The 16,720-nt window shown below is 36.3% G+C and carries 17 protein-coding genes; 5 read left to right on the plus strand and 12 right to left on the minus strand.

Features of this window, described 5'->3' with window-relative positions:
* Nucleotides 1–34: 34 nt before the first annotated feature.
* Nucleotides 35–949 carry a TIGR01777 family oxidoreductase gene (locus ACSVH5_RS08385; RefSeq protein ID WP_438060992.1) on the minus strand — a complete coding sequence of 305 codons (915 nt, stop codon included), beginning with the start codon at nucleotides 947–949 and terminating at the stop codon, nucleotides 35–37.
* A gap of 119 nt (nucleotides 950–1,068) precedes the next feature.
* Here ACSVH5_RS08385 and ACSVH5_RS08390 point away from each other — a divergent pair, with 119 nt between their 5' ends.
* The 5 genes from ACSVH5_RS08390 to ACSVH5_RS08410 all read left to right on the plus strand — a co-directional run bounded on the left by ACSVH5_RS08390 (nucleotide 1,069) and on the right by ACSVH5_RS08410 (nucleotide 5,557).
* A complete protein-coding gene (locus ACSVH5_RS08390) occupies nucleotides 1,069–1,728 on the plus strand; it encodes a TetR family transcriptional regulator C-terminal domain-containing protein (RefSeq protein ID WP_438060993.1) in 660 nt (219 codons plus the stop codon).
* Nucleotides 1,728–3,035 carry an ABC1 kinase family protein gene (locus tag ACSVH5_RS08395; protein WP_438060994.1) on the plus strand — a complete coding sequence of 436 codons (1,308 nt, stop codon included), beginning with the start codon at nucleotides 1,728–1,730 and terminating at the stop codon, nucleotides 3,033–3,035. The genes ACSVH5_RS08390 and ACSVH5_RS08395 overlap by 1 nt, the downstream gene beginning before the upstream one ends.
* A 1-nt stretch (nucleotide 3,036) precedes the next feature.
* The gene (locus ACSVH5_RS08400) at nucleotides 3,037–3,315 is read left to right on the plus strand and encodes a TIGR03643 family protein (RefSeq protein ID WP_438060995.1); all 279 of its coding nucleotides are present in this window, start codon (nucleotides 3,037–3,039) and stop codon (nucleotides 3,313–3,315) included.
* 18 nt (nucleotides 3,316–3,333) lie between these two features.
* On the plus strand, nucleotides 3,334–4,017 hold the full coding sequence (locus tag ACSVH5_RS08405) for an SDR family NAD(P)-dependent oxidoreductase (protein ID WP_438060996.1): 684 nt from the start codon (nucleotides 3,334–3,336) through the stop codon (nucleotides 4,015–4,017).
* A 118-nt stretch (nucleotides 4,018–4,135) separates the two neighbouring features.
* Nucleotides 4,136–5,557: an SDR family oxidoreductase gene (locus ACSVH5_RS08410; protein WP_438060997.1), complete on the plus strand. Its 1,422-nt coding sequence runs from the start codon at nucleotides 4,136–4,138 to the stop codon at nucleotides 5,555–5,557.
* Nucleotides 5,558–5,625: 68 nt separating this feature from the next.
* On the opposite strand, the gene ACSVH5_RS08415 is transcribed toward ACSVH5_RS08410, so the two are convergent.
* The 11 genes from ACSVH5_RS08415 to ACSVH5_RS08465 all read right to left on the minus strand — a co-directional run bounded on the left by ACSVH5_RS08415 (nucleotide 5,626) and on the right by ACSVH5_RS08465 (nucleotide 16,675).
* The gene (locus ACSVH5_RS08415; RefSeq protein WP_438060998.1) at nucleotides 5,626–7,836 is read right to left on the minus strand and encodes a heavy metal translocating P-type ATPase; all 2,211 of its coding nucleotides are present in this window, start codon (nucleotides 7,834–7,836) and stop codon (nucleotides 5,626–5,628) included.
* A gap of 668 nt (nucleotides 7,837–8,504) precedes the next feature.
* Nucleotides 8,505–9,074, minus strand: coding sequence for a helix-turn-helix domain-containing protein (locus ACSVH5_RS08420; RefSeq protein WP_438060999.1), 570 nt, complete (start codon nucleotides 9,072–9,074; stop codon nucleotides 8,505–8,507).
* Nucleotides 9,075–9,150: 76 nt separating this feature from the next.
* On the minus strand, nucleotides 9,151–9,519 hold the full coding sequence (locus tag ACSVH5_RS08425; RefSeq protein ID WP_438061000.1) for a helix-turn-helix domain-containing protein: 369 nt from the start codon (nucleotides 9,517–9,519) through the stop codon (nucleotides 9,151–9,153).
* Nucleotides 9,520–9,650: 131 nt separating this feature from the next.
* Nucleotides 9,651–9,947 carry a type II toxin-antitoxin system HigB family toxin gene (locus ACSVH5_RS08430; protein WP_438061001.1) on the minus strand — a complete coding sequence of 99 codons (297 nt, stop codon included), beginning with the start codon at nucleotides 9,945–9,947 and terminating at the stop codon, nucleotides 9,651–9,653.
* Between the two features lie 64 nt (nucleotides 9,948–10,011).
* Entirely contained in the window at nucleotides 10,012–11,307 is a 1,296-nt protein-coding gene (locus tag ACSVH5_RS08435) for a cryptochrome/photolyase family protein (RefSeq protein ID WP_438061002.1), read from the minus strand.
* The gene (locus ACSVH5_RS08440) at nucleotides 11,307–11,768 is read right to left on the minus strand and encodes an SRPBCC family protein (RefSeq protein WP_438061003.1); all 462 of its coding nucleotides are present in this window, start codon (nucleotides 11,766–11,768) and stop codon (nucleotides 11,307–11,309) included. The genes ACSVH5_RS08435 and ACSVH5_RS08440 overlap by 1 nt, the downstream gene beginning before the upstream one ends.
* Before the next feature lie 184 nt (nucleotides 11,769–11,952).
* Nucleotides 11,953–12,393: a sterol desaturase family protein gene (locus tag ACSVH5_RS08445; RefSeq protein WP_438061004.1), complete on the minus strand. Its 441-nt coding sequence runs from the start codon at nucleotides 12,391–12,393 to the stop codon at nucleotides 11,953–11,955.
* A gap of 25 nt (nucleotides 12,394–12,418) precedes the next feature.
* Nucleotides 12,419–13,258, minus strand: a complete 840-nt coding sequence (locus ACSVH5_RS08450) for a phytoene/squalene synthase family protein (protein ID WP_438061005.1) — start codon at nucleotides 13,256–13,258, stop codon at nucleotides 12,419–12,421.
* Nucleotides 13,259–13,261: 3 nt separating this feature from the next.
* Entirely contained in the window at nucleotides 13,262–14,728 is a 1,467-nt protein-coding gene (locus ACSVH5_RS08455; protein ID WP_438061006.1) for a phytoene desaturase family protein, read from the minus strand.
* 26 nt (nucleotides 14,729–14,754) lie between these two features.
* Nucleotides 14,755–15,651 (minus strand): MerR family transcriptional regulator, encoded by an 897-nt coding sequence (locus tag ACSVH5_RS08460; protein WP_438061007.1) that lies wholly within the window; start codon nucleotides 15,649–15,651, stop codon nucleotides 14,755–14,757.
* 64 nt (nucleotides 15,652–15,715) lie between these two features.
* The gene (locus ACSVH5_RS08465; protein ID WP_438061008.1) at nucleotides 15,716–16,675 is read right to left on the minus strand and encodes an ion channel; all 960 of its coding nucleotides are present in this window, start codon (nucleotides 16,673–16,675) and stop codon (nucleotides 15,716–15,718) included.
* Nucleotides 16,676–16,720 lie beyond the last annotated feature (45 nt).

A 16,720-nucleotide genomic window follows, 5' to 3' on the forward strand; every position in this document is an offset into this window, starting at 1 on the left:
TTACATAAGTAAACTACAAATGACCAATAAAAAATTATTTATTCAAGCAATCTCGCAAAGCTAAATCTAAATTTTTATACTCAAACCGGAATCCTAAAAGCAGTAACTTATCATTGGATATTCGTCTTCCGGTTAGGGCTAAAATGGCCATTTCACCCAGTGTTAATTGCAAAACAAAAGCAGGAATTTTGGGCATCCAAAGCGAATACCCATAAATGTTTGCTAGTGTTTTAGAAAAAATAGCATTTGTAGTACTATCTTCAATTGCGGCATTGAAAACACCTTCCATCTCTTCATTTTCTATGGCTAATAGATAAATCGCACACAAATCATGAATATGAATCCAAGGCATGTATTGCTTTCCATCCCCTAACACTGAGCCTAAACCTCTTCGAAATAGAGGAGCCATTTTTTTTAAGAATCCTTCGTCTTTACCTAGCACTAAACCCGTTCTGATCTTCACGGTTCGTATACCCAGTTTGGCTATGGTATCGGCGGCTTTTTCCCATTCTTGACAAACTTTACCTAAAAAGTCATGCGCTGCAGGGGTATCTTCCGTACAAATTCCTTTGCCATTTAAAGCACCATATACTCCTACACCCGAAGCCGAAATAAAGGCTTTGACTTTTTTATTATTGGACTGTAAAACACTAGCTAGCAGTGCAGTTGATTGTACCCTACTATCCAAAATTGCCTTTTTACGTGCTACAGTCCAACGCTTATCACCTATTGATTCTCCAGCCAAATGAATAATATAATCAGCATCTAAGACGGCTTTTTCTTCGATACTACCGGCAGACACATCCCAAGAATAATAAGAAATATCGTCTGTATTTTTCTTAGGCGTTCGAGTTAAAATAGATACGGAATATCCCTTGTTGAGTAACATTTGAGTCAAATATTTCCCAACAAAACCAGTACCTCCTGTCAACAATACCTTCTTTTTCATTTTATTTTTTTTTTTATTATCAAAATAATTTATGCAAACATAGGTTAAATTTTTGTTTAACATTATCAATAATAAGTTAAACAATAGTATCTTTATACTCAAATTTAAACGGAACAGCAATGGCAACTAAAAAAACTGTACTTACCAAAGATGAAATAATATCCTATTATATGGACCATGTGGTTGAACATAATGAAAAACCAAAATCAATTTATCAATTTGCTAAGCACAACGGGTTTAGCGAAGCCGAATTTTACACCTTCTTTGGAACACTCGAAGCTATCGACAAAGAAATCTTCATTCAATTCTTTGATAAAACCATCGAATTATTAGAAAAAAATCCTGCTTATTCAAGTTATGACATGCGATCCAAACTGTTGAGTTTCTACTATACTTTTTTTGAATTGCTTACTGCGAACCGAAGTTATGTTTTATATGCCTTGCAACAACATAAAAATCAGTTAAAAAACGTATTGATTTTGAGTGATATTCGTAAAAAATTCAAAAATTATATAGGTGAAATTACCACAGATGATTTCCGTATTCAAATCGAGCGTTTTCAAGAATACCAAGAGAAAGCAACAACCGAGTCATTATGGATTCAGTTTTTACTCACCTTAAAGTTTTGGATGGACGACAGTTCCGCTGGATTTGAAAAGACAGACATCTATATAGAAAAATCCTTAAAAGCAGCTTTCGAAGTAATGAACATCACTCCTATTGACAGTTTAATCGATTTTGGAAAATTCCTATTCAAAGAAAAAATACAAAAAAACTAATGAAAACCATAGACTATATTCCTACTTCAAAGATTGAACGAGCGACCAAATTGGTGCAAACGGGGGCAAAAGTAGGCGTGAATTACCTAAAATATTACGGCGAAAAAATAGTCAACTCCGACTTGTCGAGAGATAAACTCAACGAAGACAATGCCGAAGACATTTATGACGGCCTAAAAAGCTTGAAAGGAAGTGCGCTAAAAGTGGCACAAATGCTGAGTATGGACAAAAATTTTCTACCACAAGCCTATGTAGAAAAATTTTCTCTATCTCAGTTTTCTGTTCCGCCGCTTTCGGCTCCTTTGGTACTCAAAACCTTCAAATCGAATTTTGGCAAAACACCTTATGAAATTTTTGATGAATTCAATGCCGAATCGGTAAACGCAGCAAGTATTGGTCAAGTGCATTTGGCGAAGAAAAAAGGAAAAAAATTGGCTGTAAAAATTCAATATCCTGGAGTAGCTAACAGTATTTCGTCGGATTTGGCTTTGGTCAAACCAATGGCGATTCGAATGTTTAATCTACAGGGCAAAGATTCTGATAAATACTTTAAAGAAGTAGAAGACAAATTGATTGAAGAAACCAATTATACCCTTGAACTAAAACAAAGTCAAGAAGTAGTGGCTGCTTGCCAAAAAATAGAAAACTTGGTTTTTCCTACTTACTATCCAGAATTTTCATCCGAAAAAATACTGACGATGGATTGGATGACAGGGAAACATTTATCTGAGTTCACTGCCGAAAATACCCATCAAGAAACCGCCAACAAAGTGGGACAAGCACTTTGGGATTTTTATATGTACCAAATTCACGTTTTACGAAAAGTACACGCCGACCCACATCCTGGCAATTTTTTGATAGACGAAAACCAGCAATTGGTTGCCTTAGATTTTGGTTGTATGAAAAGCATTCCGAATGACTTTTATGTGCCTTACTTTGAATTAATCAACAAAGAAATCATTGGCAACAAACAACTCTTTAATGCCAAATTGTTTGAGCTTGAAATTTTAAGAAAAGAAGATACTCCAGAAGAAATCGAGTATTTCACTAGTATGTTTTATGATTTGTTGTCCTTATTCACTTTACCATTTCAACACACACAGTTTGATTTTTCAGATGAAGTCTTCTTTAACAATATTGCACAATTGGGCGAGCGATTTGCCAAAGACACCAACCTGCGTAAGATGAATGGCAATCGAGGTTCCAAGCATTTTATTTATATGAATAGGACCTTTTTTGGGTTGTATAATTTAATGTTTGATTTGAAAGCTACTATTTCCGTTAATAAGTACCAAAACTATTTGTAACATGCAACGTTTCCTTTCTGAATTTGAAATTGACCGAATTATAGAAATGGCTTGGGAAGATCGAACCACTTTCGAAGCTATTGAATTGCAATTTGGAGTAAAGGAACAAGAGGTCATCGACTTGATGCGAACCGAAATGAAACCTTCAAGTTTCAGACTTTGGCGAGCAAGAGTAAAAGGTCGGAAAACCAAACATGAAAAATTACGCATATTTACCGAAGGGAGATTCAAATGTAATTTACAACGCCAAATCACTAACAACAAGATATCAAAACGATAAATTAAATCCAGCAACAGCATGAAAAACATTGTAATCATTGGCGGTAGCAAAGGAATCGGTAGCGCGATACTCCTGCAACAGTTGCAATCGAATCAAGTATACAACATCAGTAGAACAGCGCCAGATTTGTCACATCCCAACTTAACGCACTATGCTGTTGATGTTTTACAAGATCCCCTACCGGTTATTGAAAATGTGGATACTTTGATTTATTGTCCGGGTTCCATTACTTTAAAACCTATTGGAAACCTTAGCATATCTGATTTTAAAAGCGATTTTGAAATCAATGTCATCGGCGCTGTAAAAGCCATTCAAAATTATTTACCTGCCTTGCGAAAAGGACAAGACCCCTCGATTCTATTATTTAGTTCTGTAGCGGCTAAATTAGGAATGCCATTTCACGCAAGTATCGCCACAGCCAAAGCTGGAGTAGAAGGATTGGTAAAATCATTAGGAGCGGAACTGGCTTCAGTGGTACGTGTAAATGCAATTGCGCCCACAATTACCGATACCTCATTGGCTTCAGGTATTTTAAGAAATGATCGAATGAAAGATAACATGATAGAACGGCATCCGATGAAAGGTTTTTTGAAACCTGATGAAGTGGCACACTTAGCCAATTTCTTGATTTCTAAAGAGGCACAATCCATTTCAGGGCAAGTCTTTGTAATGGATTATGGAATGGTAAGTTTTAAAGTATAATTCAACTAAAAAAAAGAGCATGATAAAAACCATTTTAACCTTAGTCACAATACTAGTAACAACTATAATTACTGTATTACGCGAAATTCTGTAAACCTTTACTAAACGCTACTTCCATATGAATATTCTTTTAACAGGCGCCACTGGATATGTTGGCAAACGATTACTTCCTTTGCTAGTCGCTAATGGACATCATGTGGTATGTTGTGTTCGAGATAAGGATCGATTTTACCTTCCTGAAAATTTAAGTCATAGTGTACAAGTACTTCAAGTAGACTTCTTGAAACAAGAAACCTTAAGTGCTATTCCCAATGAAATTGATGTCGCTTATTACTTGATTCATTCCATGTCAGGTGCAGCTAAAAATTATGATGCGTTAGAATATGCTTCCGCTATGAATTTTGTTGACCGAATGAATCTTACCCGAGTAAAACAAGTGATTTACTTGAGTGGAATAGTCAATGACACCATTTTGTCAAAGCATTTGGCCTCTCGCAAAGCGGTTGAAGACGTCCTTAAAACGGGCCTTTTTGCCATAACCACTTTAAGAGCGGGTATTATTGTTGGTTCTGGCAGTGCTTCTTTTGAAATCATCCGTGATTTGGTTAACAAACTTCCTGTAATGATTACTCCAAAATGGCTCAATACACATTGTCAACCCATAGCCATTTCGGATGTCTTGGATTTTTTGATAAAAAGTTTACACAATGCATCAACCTATGATCAAAATTTTGACATTGGAGGCCCGGATATTCTCACTTACAAAGAAATGCTTTTGGGGTATGCTGAGGCCGCAGGATTGAAACGTTATATTTATACAGTGCCAGTAATGACTCCTAAATTATCTTCCTATTGGTTGTATTTTGTTACCTCAACTTCTTATAAATTAGCCTCAGCCTTAGTGAGCAGTATGAAAGTGGAAGTCATTTGCCATGACAACCGCATCAATTCTCTGTTGCATCTTCAACCAATGACTTACAAAGATGCTGTATCTAGAGCGTTACTTAAAATAGACAAAGATGATATTCCTTCGAGTTGGAAAGATGCCTTGATAAGCGGACAATTTATAGGCAATGTTGCCGATTATCTCAAAGTGCCTAAAAAAGACTGTTACATTGATCGTCGTAAAAAAGAAATTATCAACCGTAATTTTACTATAGAACGTATTTGGTCCATTGGTGGTGAAACCGGTTGGTACTATGGAGACTGGCTCTGGGAGATTAGAGGTTTCATTGATAAGTTGGTAGGAGGCGTTGGTTTACGTCGAGGACGTACCAATAAACACGACATTCATTCGGGAGATGTTTTGGATTTTTGGCGGGTATTGTATGCCAACAAAAAAGAAGGCAAACTCATTTTGTATGCCGAAATGAAACTCCCCGGTGAAGCTTGGCTAGAATTCAAAATCATACACAATACCTTATACCAAGCCGCTACCTTCAAACCTCATGGTTTTTGGGGCAAATTGTATTGGTACTCCGTGCTCCCCTTTCATGGCTTTATCTTTGAAGGCATGATTAATAAATTGATTAAAAAATAAATTCCAAATTCCAAGGGTACTGCGACTACTTGGGATTTGGAATTTGTTTTTTTTTAAAGTTTACTTCCCTATAACTTTTTCAATTTCAATCGTAAACTATTACTTACCACACTTACACTACTCAGTGCCATAGCTGCACCCGCCAGCATTGGGTTAAGTAAAAATCCATTAAACGGAAATAAAATACCTGCCGCGATAGGAATCCCAATTACATTGTAAATAAAAGCCCAAAATAAGTTTTGGTGTATCGTAGCTACGGTAGCTTTAGACAAACGAATCGCTTGTGGAATCTTATGCAAATCCGAGGTCATTAGCGTCATATTGGCGACTTCCATCGCAATGGCGCTTCCTTTTCCCATAGCAATACTGACATCGGCTTGGGCCAATGCTGTGCTGTCGTTAATTCCATCACCCACCATAGCAACTGTTTTGCCTTGAGCCTGTAATTCCTTGATAAAATCGGCTTTTTGTTGAGGCAACACTCCGCCTTTGAAGTGAGTAATTCCCGTTTGGGCGGCCATCGCTTGCGCGGCTTTTTCAGCATCGCCGGTTAGCATATAGACCGCAATGCCCATTTCTTCCAACTCACGAATCGCAGCCACCGAAGTGGGTTTTACCGCATCCGAAATGGCCAAGAGGGCTAAAACGCTAGTTGAATTAGCAAAGCCAATTACGGTTTTGGCTTCGGCTTCCCAAGCGGTACCTTTTTGAAGGAAGTCATCGTTTATTTTGATTTTGTTGGCTTTTAAAAAAGAGGGATTCCCGATAAAGTACTCCTCACCTCCTACTTTGGCTCGAACGCCTTGCCCCGTAACACTCTCGAAATTCGCAATCGCAACCGTTGGAACTCCTTGTAAATGTTGCACCACGGCTTCCGCCAAAGGATGCTCGGATTGCGATTCAATACTCAACAAAATAGAACGCAACAAAGAATCGACAGTACTCCACAGTTCATCCGTAACTTTGGGTTTTCCTTCGGTGATGGTACCTGTTTTATCTAGGACGATGGTGTCTATTTTTTGTGCCAATTCCAAACTCAAGGCATCTTTGATGAGGATCCCGTGTTCGGCACCTTTTCCTACTCCAACCATAATGGCGGTAGGAGTTGCCAATCCCAAGGCACACGGACAAGCAATCACCAAAACAGTGACCAAAGCCATAATTCCTTGAGTAAACCCATTTTCTCCTCCTAAAATCCACCACAAAACAAAGGCTAAAACAGCAATTGCCATAACCACAGGCACAAAAATACTAGCAATAAAATCGACCTTTTTTTGGACTGGGGCTTTGCTTCCCTGAGCTTCTTGTACTGTTTTGACGATGTGTGCCAAAAGGGTTTCGGAGCCAATTTGAACTGCTTTGAATACCAAACTCCCTTTTTGATTCAACGTACCCGCCCAAACTTTTTCATTTGCCATTTTGAGTACAGGAATAGGTTCGCCACTTAACATACTTTCATCTACATAGGAATCGCCACTTATCACAACCCCATCGACCGCAATTCGCTCGCCGGGTTTTACCAACAATTTATCACCTACTTTGACTTGGGCAATAGGAATTACTTTTTGTTGCTCGTTGTCTAGCCACAAAGTGACCTCATTAGGTTGCAACGCCATTAACTTTTTTATGGCTGTGGACGTATTGGATTTGGCGTTTTCTTCCAACCATTTACCCAATAAAATAAAAGCAATCACTACTGCTGCTGCTTCAAAATAAACGTGTCCGTGTAGTCCTTTTTGATGCCAATACTCCGGAAACAATGTATTGAAAACACTAAATATATACGCAACTCCAGTACTCAGCGCCACGAGTGTGTCCATATTGGCTGTACTATGTTGAGCTTGCTTCCAAGCATTTATAAAAAAACGGCTTCCTAAACCAAAAACAACGGGAGTAGCTAACACCCACATAATTTCGTTGGCATAGGGCATTTCCATAAAAAACATACCAATAATTACAATAGGCAAAGCCAATAGCAAAGCCCAAATGGTTTTGGTTTTTAAAGCCTTAACATTTTTTTCTTGCAGCTCCTCTAGTGTTTGGGTATGATTCGTATCCTCTTCAATAAACAAATCATAGCCTGCGTCTTGCACCGCTTTTTGGACTTCGGATAGGGTAATGACATTGGGAAAAAACTCAAGAGAAAGTAGCGCAGAAGCATAATTAACTTCGGCTGAAACAATCCCATTTAAAGCTTGAACCGTAGATGCGATTCTATTGGCGCAAGACGCACATCCCATTTGTAAAACAGGAATTTGTTTCTTTATAGTGGTTTTCATAATGTACTGTTTAAATATTAGAGTACGCTTAATTTTATAAACTACAGCATTTTATCAAAAAAATTAAAACATAGGAGACATTTAAGTTTCTACTTTGAATAGCTAAAGTAAAATTAATAGATCATCTAAGTGATGTAGGATAGTTTCGAAAAGAATACTAATAACTTATATTCTCTAATACCTATCTGCATAAATAAGCTGATTTAAAAAACTTAGTTAACTTATATGTTTACAATTAAATACTGTTTATATTGTATTAAATCAATACATTACAAAATTAGACGTAATCTAATTGAGAAGTATTACACAATTATCCAAAAAAATTACAACAATTTCGGTAGATAAACAGTGAATACTTTTTCAAGCATCCGTCATCTAAAAAAGAGCCACGAATGCACCAATTGCAGCTAGAATGCTATAATAATTGTGGTGCAATTTACTTTGGTTCTTCAATTCACAAATAACATGAATTTTAGAATTTACGCCATAAAAAACACCTTATAATCAAGAAAATTTCCCCAAAAAAACAAGAATATACACTAATTTCTAACCGTTTTTTATTCCACGAATTCTTAAGGATCTATAAAATTAGTGCAATTCCATTTTAATATTTATAAAAATTAGTACCAATTTGTGCATTCGTGGCTAACTTTTTTAAGGGAAACGAACTACTTTGCTTGGACTTGGTCTAGGGGAATACGACGGTCAGAGCGAAGATTTTTGAAATAACTCGGAGTTAATCCCGTTACGCTTTTGAATTGATTGCTCAAATGTGCCACGCTGGAATACTGCAACTGAAAGGCGATTTCACTCAAAGTCAATTCGTTGTATACTAATAACTCTTTTACTTTCTCAATCTTTTGTGCGATGAAATATTTCTCGATCGTAGTGCCTTCGAGTTCAGTAAATATAGTAGTAATGGATTTATAATCACAATCCAATTGGGTGCTCAAATAATCGGAAAGAGTGTTTTTGAGTGCCGAATTTTGATTTTGAACCAAATCAATAATCAAGGTTTTCACTTTTTCAACCCCTTTCTTTTTATGATCTTCGATGATTTCAAAACCAACATTTTGAAGTGTTTTAGCTATAATTTCTTGGTCGCTTACAGCAAGTTCCTTTTCAAAAACTACTTCACCAAGAGATACGGAAAGTGGCGTAAATCCGCTCTTTTCCAACTCGGAATGCACCACCATAATGCAACGATGGCACACCATATTTTTGATATAGATTTTCATTTTTGGAGTTTTTGCAGAAAGTTAACCAAGAACGGGACGGTGTATTAAGAAGGAATGTATGATTGTCACGAAAAATTTAACGAACTAAAGGATAGTCATTAATCAATACACTAGGAGAAAGGTTCAACCGAATGACCAAATTTCGAATCATCTCAACTGTTAATTTTCTTTTACGATTTAAAATTTCGGAAACCCTACTTTTCCCACCGATAGCTTCAACTAAATCAATCTGTTTTAATTGCATTTCCTCCATTCTGATTTTAATGGCTTCTATAGGATCTGGCAGATTAATAGGAAAATGTACATTCTCATATTCATCGATTAATATTGCTAAAATTTCAGCTTCATCGCCCTCAGGAGTACCTATTGGAGCATCAAACAAAACTTCAAATCTTGCTAGTGCTTCTTTATAATCTTTATCAGTTTTGATGGGAATGATTTTCATATATGTAAAATTTATTTTTTATGGGCATAGGTGGTATGCTTCGCCAATTCGCTTCGCCCGGGTCGCCTTTTTTGTATTGGTTTTTGTTTGCTACAAACCTGTTGTTAATGGCGATTTCATAACTATTTTTTTTATATTGTATTTGCATCAATTTTGTCGTATTCAGAATGTGTTCCGATGAATCGTATAAAAATCCATTGTTTTTCAAAATTGAATTTAGCAATAAGTCTATGAGAATTTCCTTTAATGTTAAAAACTATTCTACTATCTTTTAAGATGCTTGCACTTGCGTAACTTCTTTTCACATCAGCAGGTGTTTTCCAAGTAGAATTTAGGGCGGTATCATACCAAGTCTTCAAATATTGTTCCGTATCAGGATGTTGTCCGCAATAGTCCCTCAATGTACCTTTAACAAAAATTCTAGCCATAGGATGCTGTAAACTGTAGCAAATATACAAAAATTCCCAATTTGAGAACTTTATTTGTGAAAAATTATTTCAAAATCCCTGCTTTATACGTAGCGATTGCGCGGTCTCTTGCCATAGCGTGTTCGACCATAGGTGCTCCGTAACCTAAATCAAATTCAGGTATCCATTTTCGGATGTAGTGTCCTTTGGTATCAAATTTTTGCAATTGAATATCGGGGTTGAAGACTCTAAAATAAGGAGCCGCATCGCAACCTGTACCTGCAGCCCATTGCCAATTGCCCACATTGGCAGACAAATCATAATCTAAGAGCTTTTGTGCGAAATAGGCTTCGCCCCATTGCCACGGTAATAGCAAATGTTTACACAAAAAGCTTGCTACCACCATACGCACGCGATTGTGCATATAACCCGTAGCATTAAGTTCGCGCATACCTGCATCAACCATTGGATAACCTGTGTTTCCAGAACACCAGCGTTGAAAATCGGCTTCGTCATTGCGCCATTCTATGCCGTCGTATGCCGATTTAAAATTGTGTTGGACTACTTTGGGGAAATGATACAAGATTTGCATAAAAAATTCTCTCCAAATCAATTCGCTCAAAAAAACGTCATTTTTACGAGCTGCCCAATTCACTAATTTTCGAACACTAACAGTACCAAATCGCAAATGTGGTGATAAATAAGAGGTTGTGTCTAATGCTGGAAAATCACGGGTTTCGTGATAATTTGCAATCTTAGTCAAATTGTGGGGTTTGACTTTGATGCTACTCGTTTCAAAACCAATAGCAGACAAGGAAGGAAATTCGAAGGAACTAGCCAACCAATTTTCTGAAAAAACATTCGTATCGTGCTCCGTAACGGGTGCTATCGTTTTATATTTTTCTAACCATTTGTTTTTATAGGGCGTGTAAACCGTGTAAGGCAAACCGTCGGCCTTGGTGATTTCGGCTTCTTCAAAAATGACTTGGTCTTTGAATGCCTGAACTTTTACGCCATTTTGAGCTAATAATTCGGTAATCTGTTGGTCTCTAGTTATGGCATAGGGTTCGTAATCTTTATTGAAAAAAAGCGCTTTGACCTCAAATTCGGTTATTAATTGTTGCCAAACATCTTGGGTTTTTCCTTTTTTTACCAAAAGAGAACTCCCAAATTCGGCTAATTTTTCGTTGATTTTCGAAAGTGATTCGTAGATAAAAGTAACTCTAGCATCGTCTTTGGGCAAATGTTCCAAAATGGCCTCATCAAAAATGAAAACAGGAAGTACGGGATAGCCACTTTGTAACGCCTGATACAAACCTACATTATCTTCTAACCGCAAATCGCGACGGAACCAAAAAAAAGTAATAGGCTGGGCAGTCATTATTTTGCATTAAAAAGTTGGTCTACTGCTACTCTTCTGTAGTCGAAGATTGTTTTTAGTTTATTTTTGACTACTAGGAAATTCATGATGCGACCTAAAAAACCTAGAGGTAGGGCGTAATGTACCACATCGGTCATTTTTACACCGTTTTCGGTGGCTTCAAAGAAATGTTTGTGGTGCCACAACGTATAGGGACCAAAACGCTGCTCATCTATAAAATAACTTTTGTCTTTTACGGCAGTAATGATGGTCATCCAACTTAGTTTTATTCCTGCCAAAGGCGATACTTTGTATTGTATCACTTGACCAGGATAAGCGGTTCTTCCGTCGAAATCTACGATTTGAAACCCCATATCTAGAGGTGTAATTTTTTGCAGATTTTGTGGACTGGAAAAAAAAGCCCAACACTCGTCAAGTGTTGCGTTGACGTGTTGCACGGTTTCTAATTTATATACTTTCATAATGTATGCGATAAATGGTGTTGATTTCCCCGCGTGAGGGGTAGTAATGGAGCTCTTTTTATTTTTTTTAAAGCCTAGGGTTTAAGGCTATAAAAAAAATAAAAAAGGGGGAATGGATGACACGACCCCCGATTGGAGTGTCGTTTTGTTAGTATATTCGTATTTCGGGGGGCACGCCCAAAAACTACATTTTATAATATTTGAACGGAACGAATAGCATTCCAAAACATTCGCCGTGTTCTTTGCCTAAATGTTTGTGGTGTACTTTGTGTGCTTTTCGTAGCCCAATAAGATATTTATTATTGGTGTTTTTGAACCATTTGAAGCGTTGATGAATCAAAACATCGTGAATTAGAAAGTAACACAATCCATAAAAAAAGATACCCAATCCGATAAAAAACAAATAATTAAGACCACCTTCTACACCAAAATAAAAAAAGAGAATACTAGGAATAGCAAAAATGACAAAGAAAATATCGTTGCGCTCAAAGATATGTGCATATTTTGGCTGATGGTGGTCGGCGTGAAAATACCACATAAAACCGTGCATCACGAACTTATGTGTACACCAAGTGACGCACTCCATAAAAAGAAAAACTCCTAGAAATATGAAAAAATTAAGCATTTTTGAATGAATTTGAAATGAAATATTAAACTAATCGCAACTTGTAAGTTACGAAAGATTGCGCCAATAATCCCGCTTTGGAATAATTAGAAACGCGTATTCTAGATGTGCCGATTTTGTGTGAAGGAGTACGCTCTAACTTATTCAAAAGTTTTTTGTAATAGACATAGGCTGTAAAAACACCAAATTTAGCCTCAAGCGGTAATTTCTTAATGCCTTCTCTTGCTGCTTTAAAATCTTCATCAATTTCAGCAATAATCGCTTTTTTTGCTTCATCATCGAAAGAACGAAGGTCTACTCCTGGAAAATAATTACGATTCAAAACTAGATTGTCGTCTTTTAAATCTCTCAAGAAATTCACTTTTTGAAAAGCAGAGCCCAATCTCATCGCTTCTTCTTTGAGGGCATCGTATTTTTCTTGATTTCCTTGAACAAAAACCTTAAGACACATTAAACCCACTACATCCGCTGAACCGTAGATGTAATCATCGTATTCAGCCTTGGTATTATACTCTGATTTCACCAAGTCCATTTTCATACTTTTAAGAAAAGCTTGCACCAAATCATCCGAAATATTATTCTTTTTTACAGTGATTTGAAAGGCATTCAGGATAGGATTCAAACTAATTCCTGAAGCCAATGCCTTGTAATAATCGGTTTCAAAATCTTGAATCAATTGTTCCTTTTGATATCCGTGAAAAGAGTCTACAATTTCGTCAGCAAAGCGGACAAAACCATATATATTATAGATATCATCTCGAATACTTGGCGCTAGCATTTTTACTGCCAAAGAGAATGAAGTACTATAGCTTTTGGTCACTAACTTACTACACTTAAAAGATACATCATCAAATAATTGCTTCATAATTTACGCTTCTGAAAATTTTTTATTGATTAACTCTGATACTAACTTTCCTGAAATTAATGCAGGTGGAACGCCTGGTCCTGGCACTGTTAATTGTCCAGTGAAATATAAATTGTTTACTTTTTTACTTTTCAATTTTGGTCTCAAAAAAGCCGTTTGGAGTAGCGTATTGGCCATACCATAGGCATTTCCTTTGTATGAGTTATATTCAGAAACAAAATCATTTTTACAGAATGATTGTTTAAATATAATATTATTTTTTACAGTTTGTTGCGTAAGTTGCTCAAAACGAGTAATTATTTTATCAAAATACTGTTCTCTCAACGCTTCGCTATCATTAATTCCTGGCGCTAAAGGCACCAAAAAGAAAGCAGATTCCATACCTTCTGGTGCTGCTGTCGGGTCCGTAAGAGAGGGAAAATTAGCATAAAACAAAGGTTCTTTTGGCCATTGTGGTTCATCGTAAATATCTTTTGCGTGTTGGTAAAAATCAACATCAAAAAATAAAGCGTGATGCGAAATATTTTCTATTTTTTTATCAAAACCTACATAAAACAATAATGAGGAAGGTGCAAAAACACGGCTTTCCCAATACGTTTCTGAGTAAGCTCGATGCTCTTTATCCAATAAAGTTTCTGTATGATGATAATCGGCACCGCTCAAGACTACATCAGAGGTGATGGTTTGTCCGTTGATGACAACCGCTTTGGCTGTTTTGTTTTCGACTACAATTTTTTCGATGGCTGCATTGGTAACAAACTTTACCCCTAACTCTCTGGCCAAACTTTCCATAGCTAAAACTACATCAAACATTCCTGTTTTGGGATGCCAAGTTCCTAAACCAAAATCAGCGTAATTCATAAAACTATAAAAAGAAGGAGTATCCGAAGGTTTGGCTCCAAGAAACAAGACTGGAAATTCAAGAATCTGAATCAATCTTGGATTGGTAAACTTTTTGCGAACATCTTTACTGATATTGCTAAAAAATTGACCCACTTTTTGGGCTGTTTTTATAGTAACCAATTCTAACGGAGAAACACCAGGTCGGTACACCAAATCTTTAATAGCAATATCGTAATTACTCTGAGCTTCGGCCATAAAAGCTCTAAGAACTTTACCACTTCCTTTTTCGATATTTTCAAAAGTGGTTACAATTTCGTCAAGATTATCTGCAATAGCTATAAAATCATTGATTCCGAAATATACTCTGTAAGCTGGAGAAAGTTTAATTAACTCGTAATAATCACTTGGTTTTTTATTAAAATCGGCAAAAAAACGTTCAAAAATATCGGGCATCCAGTACCAACTCGGCCCCATATCAAAAGTAAAACCAGCGGCTTTCATCTGCCTTGCTCTTCCGCCAATTGTTGCATTTTTCTCAAAAATAGTAACATCGTAGCCGCTTTTGGCTAAATAACAAGAGGCGGACAAAGCAGAAAAACCGGAACCAATAATTGTGATTTTTTTCATTGTTTTTTTAGGCTAAATTAGAAGGGCTAAAGGGCATCTACCAATTCAGTGATAGAACCAAAAACTCTAGTATCTTCTGCAATTTTTTCTTGGTTAATGTTATCTACTAAACGGCCTATAAACCATAATTTCGTTCCATCTCCTAATAACTCCGACTCCATGGTGGCCACATAATTGTCTATAGCATCACGATCGGGCTGTACCGTCATGTAGGTAATGTAGACGATGGGACCAAAATTACTTTTCAACACTTTCAAGTTGTCTATTGGCATGCTTTCTCCCAAATAAACCGTTTTATAACCTTGCAACAGAATTTCATAATGCAAATACATTAAACCTAACTCATGTATTTCATTCATTGGTAATGACAAAACAAACACTTTACTATGAAATTGTACAGGTTTAGTTTGCTGACTCTCAATATTAATCAATAATTTTTGCTTGATTAAATAGCTCACAAAATGTTCGTGAGCTGGTGTAATAGTATCGGTTTGCCATAACAATCCCAATTCATTCATCAAAGGAACAAAAACTTGCATAAAGACCTCTTTGAATGTTTTTTTAGCAATAAGCCAATCATAAGTCTTAAAAAACAAGTCTTGATCAAAATTCATCATTGCCATTTTAAAATCACTGATGGCGTGATTATTGGCATTTTTGGTGGTGATTATTTCGCGTACTAATGAAGGAATTTTTTCTTCTGAATAGGTTGCGATCTTGGATATTTTGTATCCATAATCATGAAGCAACGTAATGTTTAACAACTTTTGAAGACTATGAAGATCATATAAACGAATATTTGTATCCGTTCGCATAGGCTGCAAAACATTGTATCGTTTTTCCCAAATACGAATCGTATGTGCTTTAATCCCTGAAAGGTTTTCTAGGTCTTTGATACTGAATACATTTTTAATATTGTTCATTGTTTTGTCAAATTTATTAAACAAAAGTAAAATATTTTTTTTGATAAACAATGGAAAATAAAAATTATAATCTCACTTTTTCAAAATCATTGAGCTGATTCAAATGGATTAAGGTATGGATGTGATTAGCACTACGTTCAAACATGGGTCTAAACTTAGCTCCATAAATAACTTCAGGAAAAATATAAGAAGTTCTTGTAGCCACAGTGGTGCTGTACATATCATCAAATGTTTTGACGAAAACTAAAATTTCTCCTTGCAGATTTGCAAAATCTTGAGCGGTAAATTGGTACAAAGGGCTTTTATCGGTAATGGGATGCACTATAGTCCAACTCAACACAAGTGTATTTACTTTATTAATTTCTAAATCTAATGAGTAAAATTTATTGGTCATTACTCCATTTTCTTCTATGCTCAATCCTAAGGTAGCATTGACTTCTGTATCGAGATAATTGGTGTTTTTGTAGGGTGCCAGCCTAAACATCAAAGCTGTTCCTCCTTGATAGGGCGCAATGATGGCATTTTCGGAAAATTTTAAATAGATTCTAGGTTTACTAAAACGACCGAAAAACAATCCAGTTGCAATAGCAAAACAGAGCAAACCAATTAATGCTTCGGCAGCCGAAAGCGAGCTGGTTAAAAACCCAATAGGGCTTATATGACCGTAACCAACTGTAGTAAAAGTTTGAGCACTAAAAAAATAAGCTTGCCCAAACTGCTCCCATTGACTTTGAGTGGTCGCTATACCATTTAAATGTTCTATTCCGATGGCGAAATACAAACAAGCAAAAACAAAATTAATACCTATGTAAAACAACAATAATAAACCAAAGAACTTCCAAGAAGGCAAATCCAATAAGGTATGGTACCAACTATTTCTTTCAAAAAAAGTCAATCCTAAACGTTTCACTCTTGCACTACCTTCCTTGTCCAAAAAGCGTTTTCCGTTCACAGTAGCATTGGTCCCAAATCCAGTATTGATAATAGGTGTTAACTTGGAATTCAATCGTTGAAAAAGTGCCATAAAATTTGATGATTATATACCAAAAACAGTATTTTAGTTATTTTT

This window comes from Flavobacterium sp. RSSA_27 (assembly GCF_051547125.1).
Classification (GTDB): domain Bacteria; phylum Bacteroidota; class Bacteroidia; order Flavobacteriales; family Flavobacteriaceae; genus Flavobacterium.

What these genes read in the sequence shown, in the direction of transcription:
- ACSVH5_RS08465 (WP_438061008.1), bottom strand. Translation starts at nt 16,675, where the DNA reads ATGGCACTTTTTCAACGATTGAATTCCAAGTTAACACCTATTATCAAT.
- ACSVH5_RS08420 (WP_438060999.1), bottom strand. Translation starts at nt 9,074, where the DNA reads ATGAAAATCTATATCAAAAATATGGTGTGCCATCGTTGCATTATGGTG.
- ACSVH5_RS08440 (WP_438061003.1), bottom strand. Translation starts at nt 11,768, where the DNA reads ATGAAAGTATATAAATTAGAAACCGTGCAACACGTCAACGCAACACTT.
- ACSVH5_RS08405 (WP_438060996.1), top strand. Translation starts at nt 3,334, where the DNA reads ATGAAAAACATTGTAATCATTGGCGGTAGCAAAGGAATCGGTAGCGCG.
- ACSVH5_RS08455 (WP_438061006.1), bottom strand. Translation starts at nt 14,728, where the DNA reads ATGAAAAAAATCACAATTATTGGTTCCGGTTTTTCTGCTTTGTCCGCC.
- ACSVH5_RS08395 (WP_438060994.1), top strand. Translation starts at nt 1,728, where the DNA reads ATGAAAACCATAGACTATATTCCTACTTCAAAGATTGAACGAGCGACC.
- ACSVH5_RS08460 (WP_438061007.1), bottom strand. Translation starts at nt 15,651, where the DNA reads ATGAACAATATTAAAAATGTATTCAGTATCAAAGACCTAGAAAACCTT.
- ACSVH5_RS08410 (WP_438060997.1), top strand. Translation starts at nt 4,136, where the DNA reads ATGAATATTCTTTTAACAGGCGCCACTGGATATGTTGGCAAACGATTA.
- ACSVH5_RS08425 (WP_438061000.1), bottom strand. Translation starts at nt 9,519, where the DNA reads ATGAAAATCATTCCCATCAAAACTGATAAAGATTATAAAGAAGCACTA.
- ACSVH5_RS08435 (WP_438061002.1), bottom strand. Translation starts at nt 11,307, where the DNA reads ATGACTGCCCAGCCTATTACTTTTTTTTGGTTCCGTCGCGATTTGCGG.
- ACSVH5_RS08400 (WP_438060995.1), top strand. Translation starts at nt 3,037, where the DNA reads ATGCAACGTTTCCTTTCTGAATTTGAAATTGACCGAATTATAGAAATG.
- ACSVH5_RS08450 (WP_438061005.1), bottom strand. Translation starts at nt 13,258, where the DNA reads ATGAAGCAATTATTTGATGATGTATCTTTTAAGTGTAGTAAGTTAGTG.
- ACSVH5_RS08445 (WP_438061004.1), bottom strand. Translation starts at nt 12,393, where the DNA reads ATGCTTAATTTTTTCATATTTCTAGGAGTTTTTCTTTTTATGGAGTGC.
- ACSVH5_RS08390 (WP_438060993.1), top strand. Translation starts at nt 1,069, where the DNA reads ATGGCAACTAAAAAAACTGTACTTACCAAAGATGAAATAATATCCTAT.
- ACSVH5_RS08430 (WP_438061001.1), bottom strand. Translation starts at nt 9,947, where the DNA reads ATGGCTAGAATTTTTGTTAAAGGTACATTGAGGGACTATTGCGGACAA.
- ACSVH5_RS08385 (WP_438060992.1), bottom strand. Translation starts at nt 949, where the DNA reads ATGAAAAAGAAGGTATTGTTGACAGGAGGTACTGGTTTTGTTGGGAAA.
- ACSVH5_RS08415 (WP_438060998.1), bottom strand. Translation starts at nt 7,836, where the DNA reads ATGAAAACCACTATAAAGAAACAAATTCCTGTTTTACAAATGGGATGT.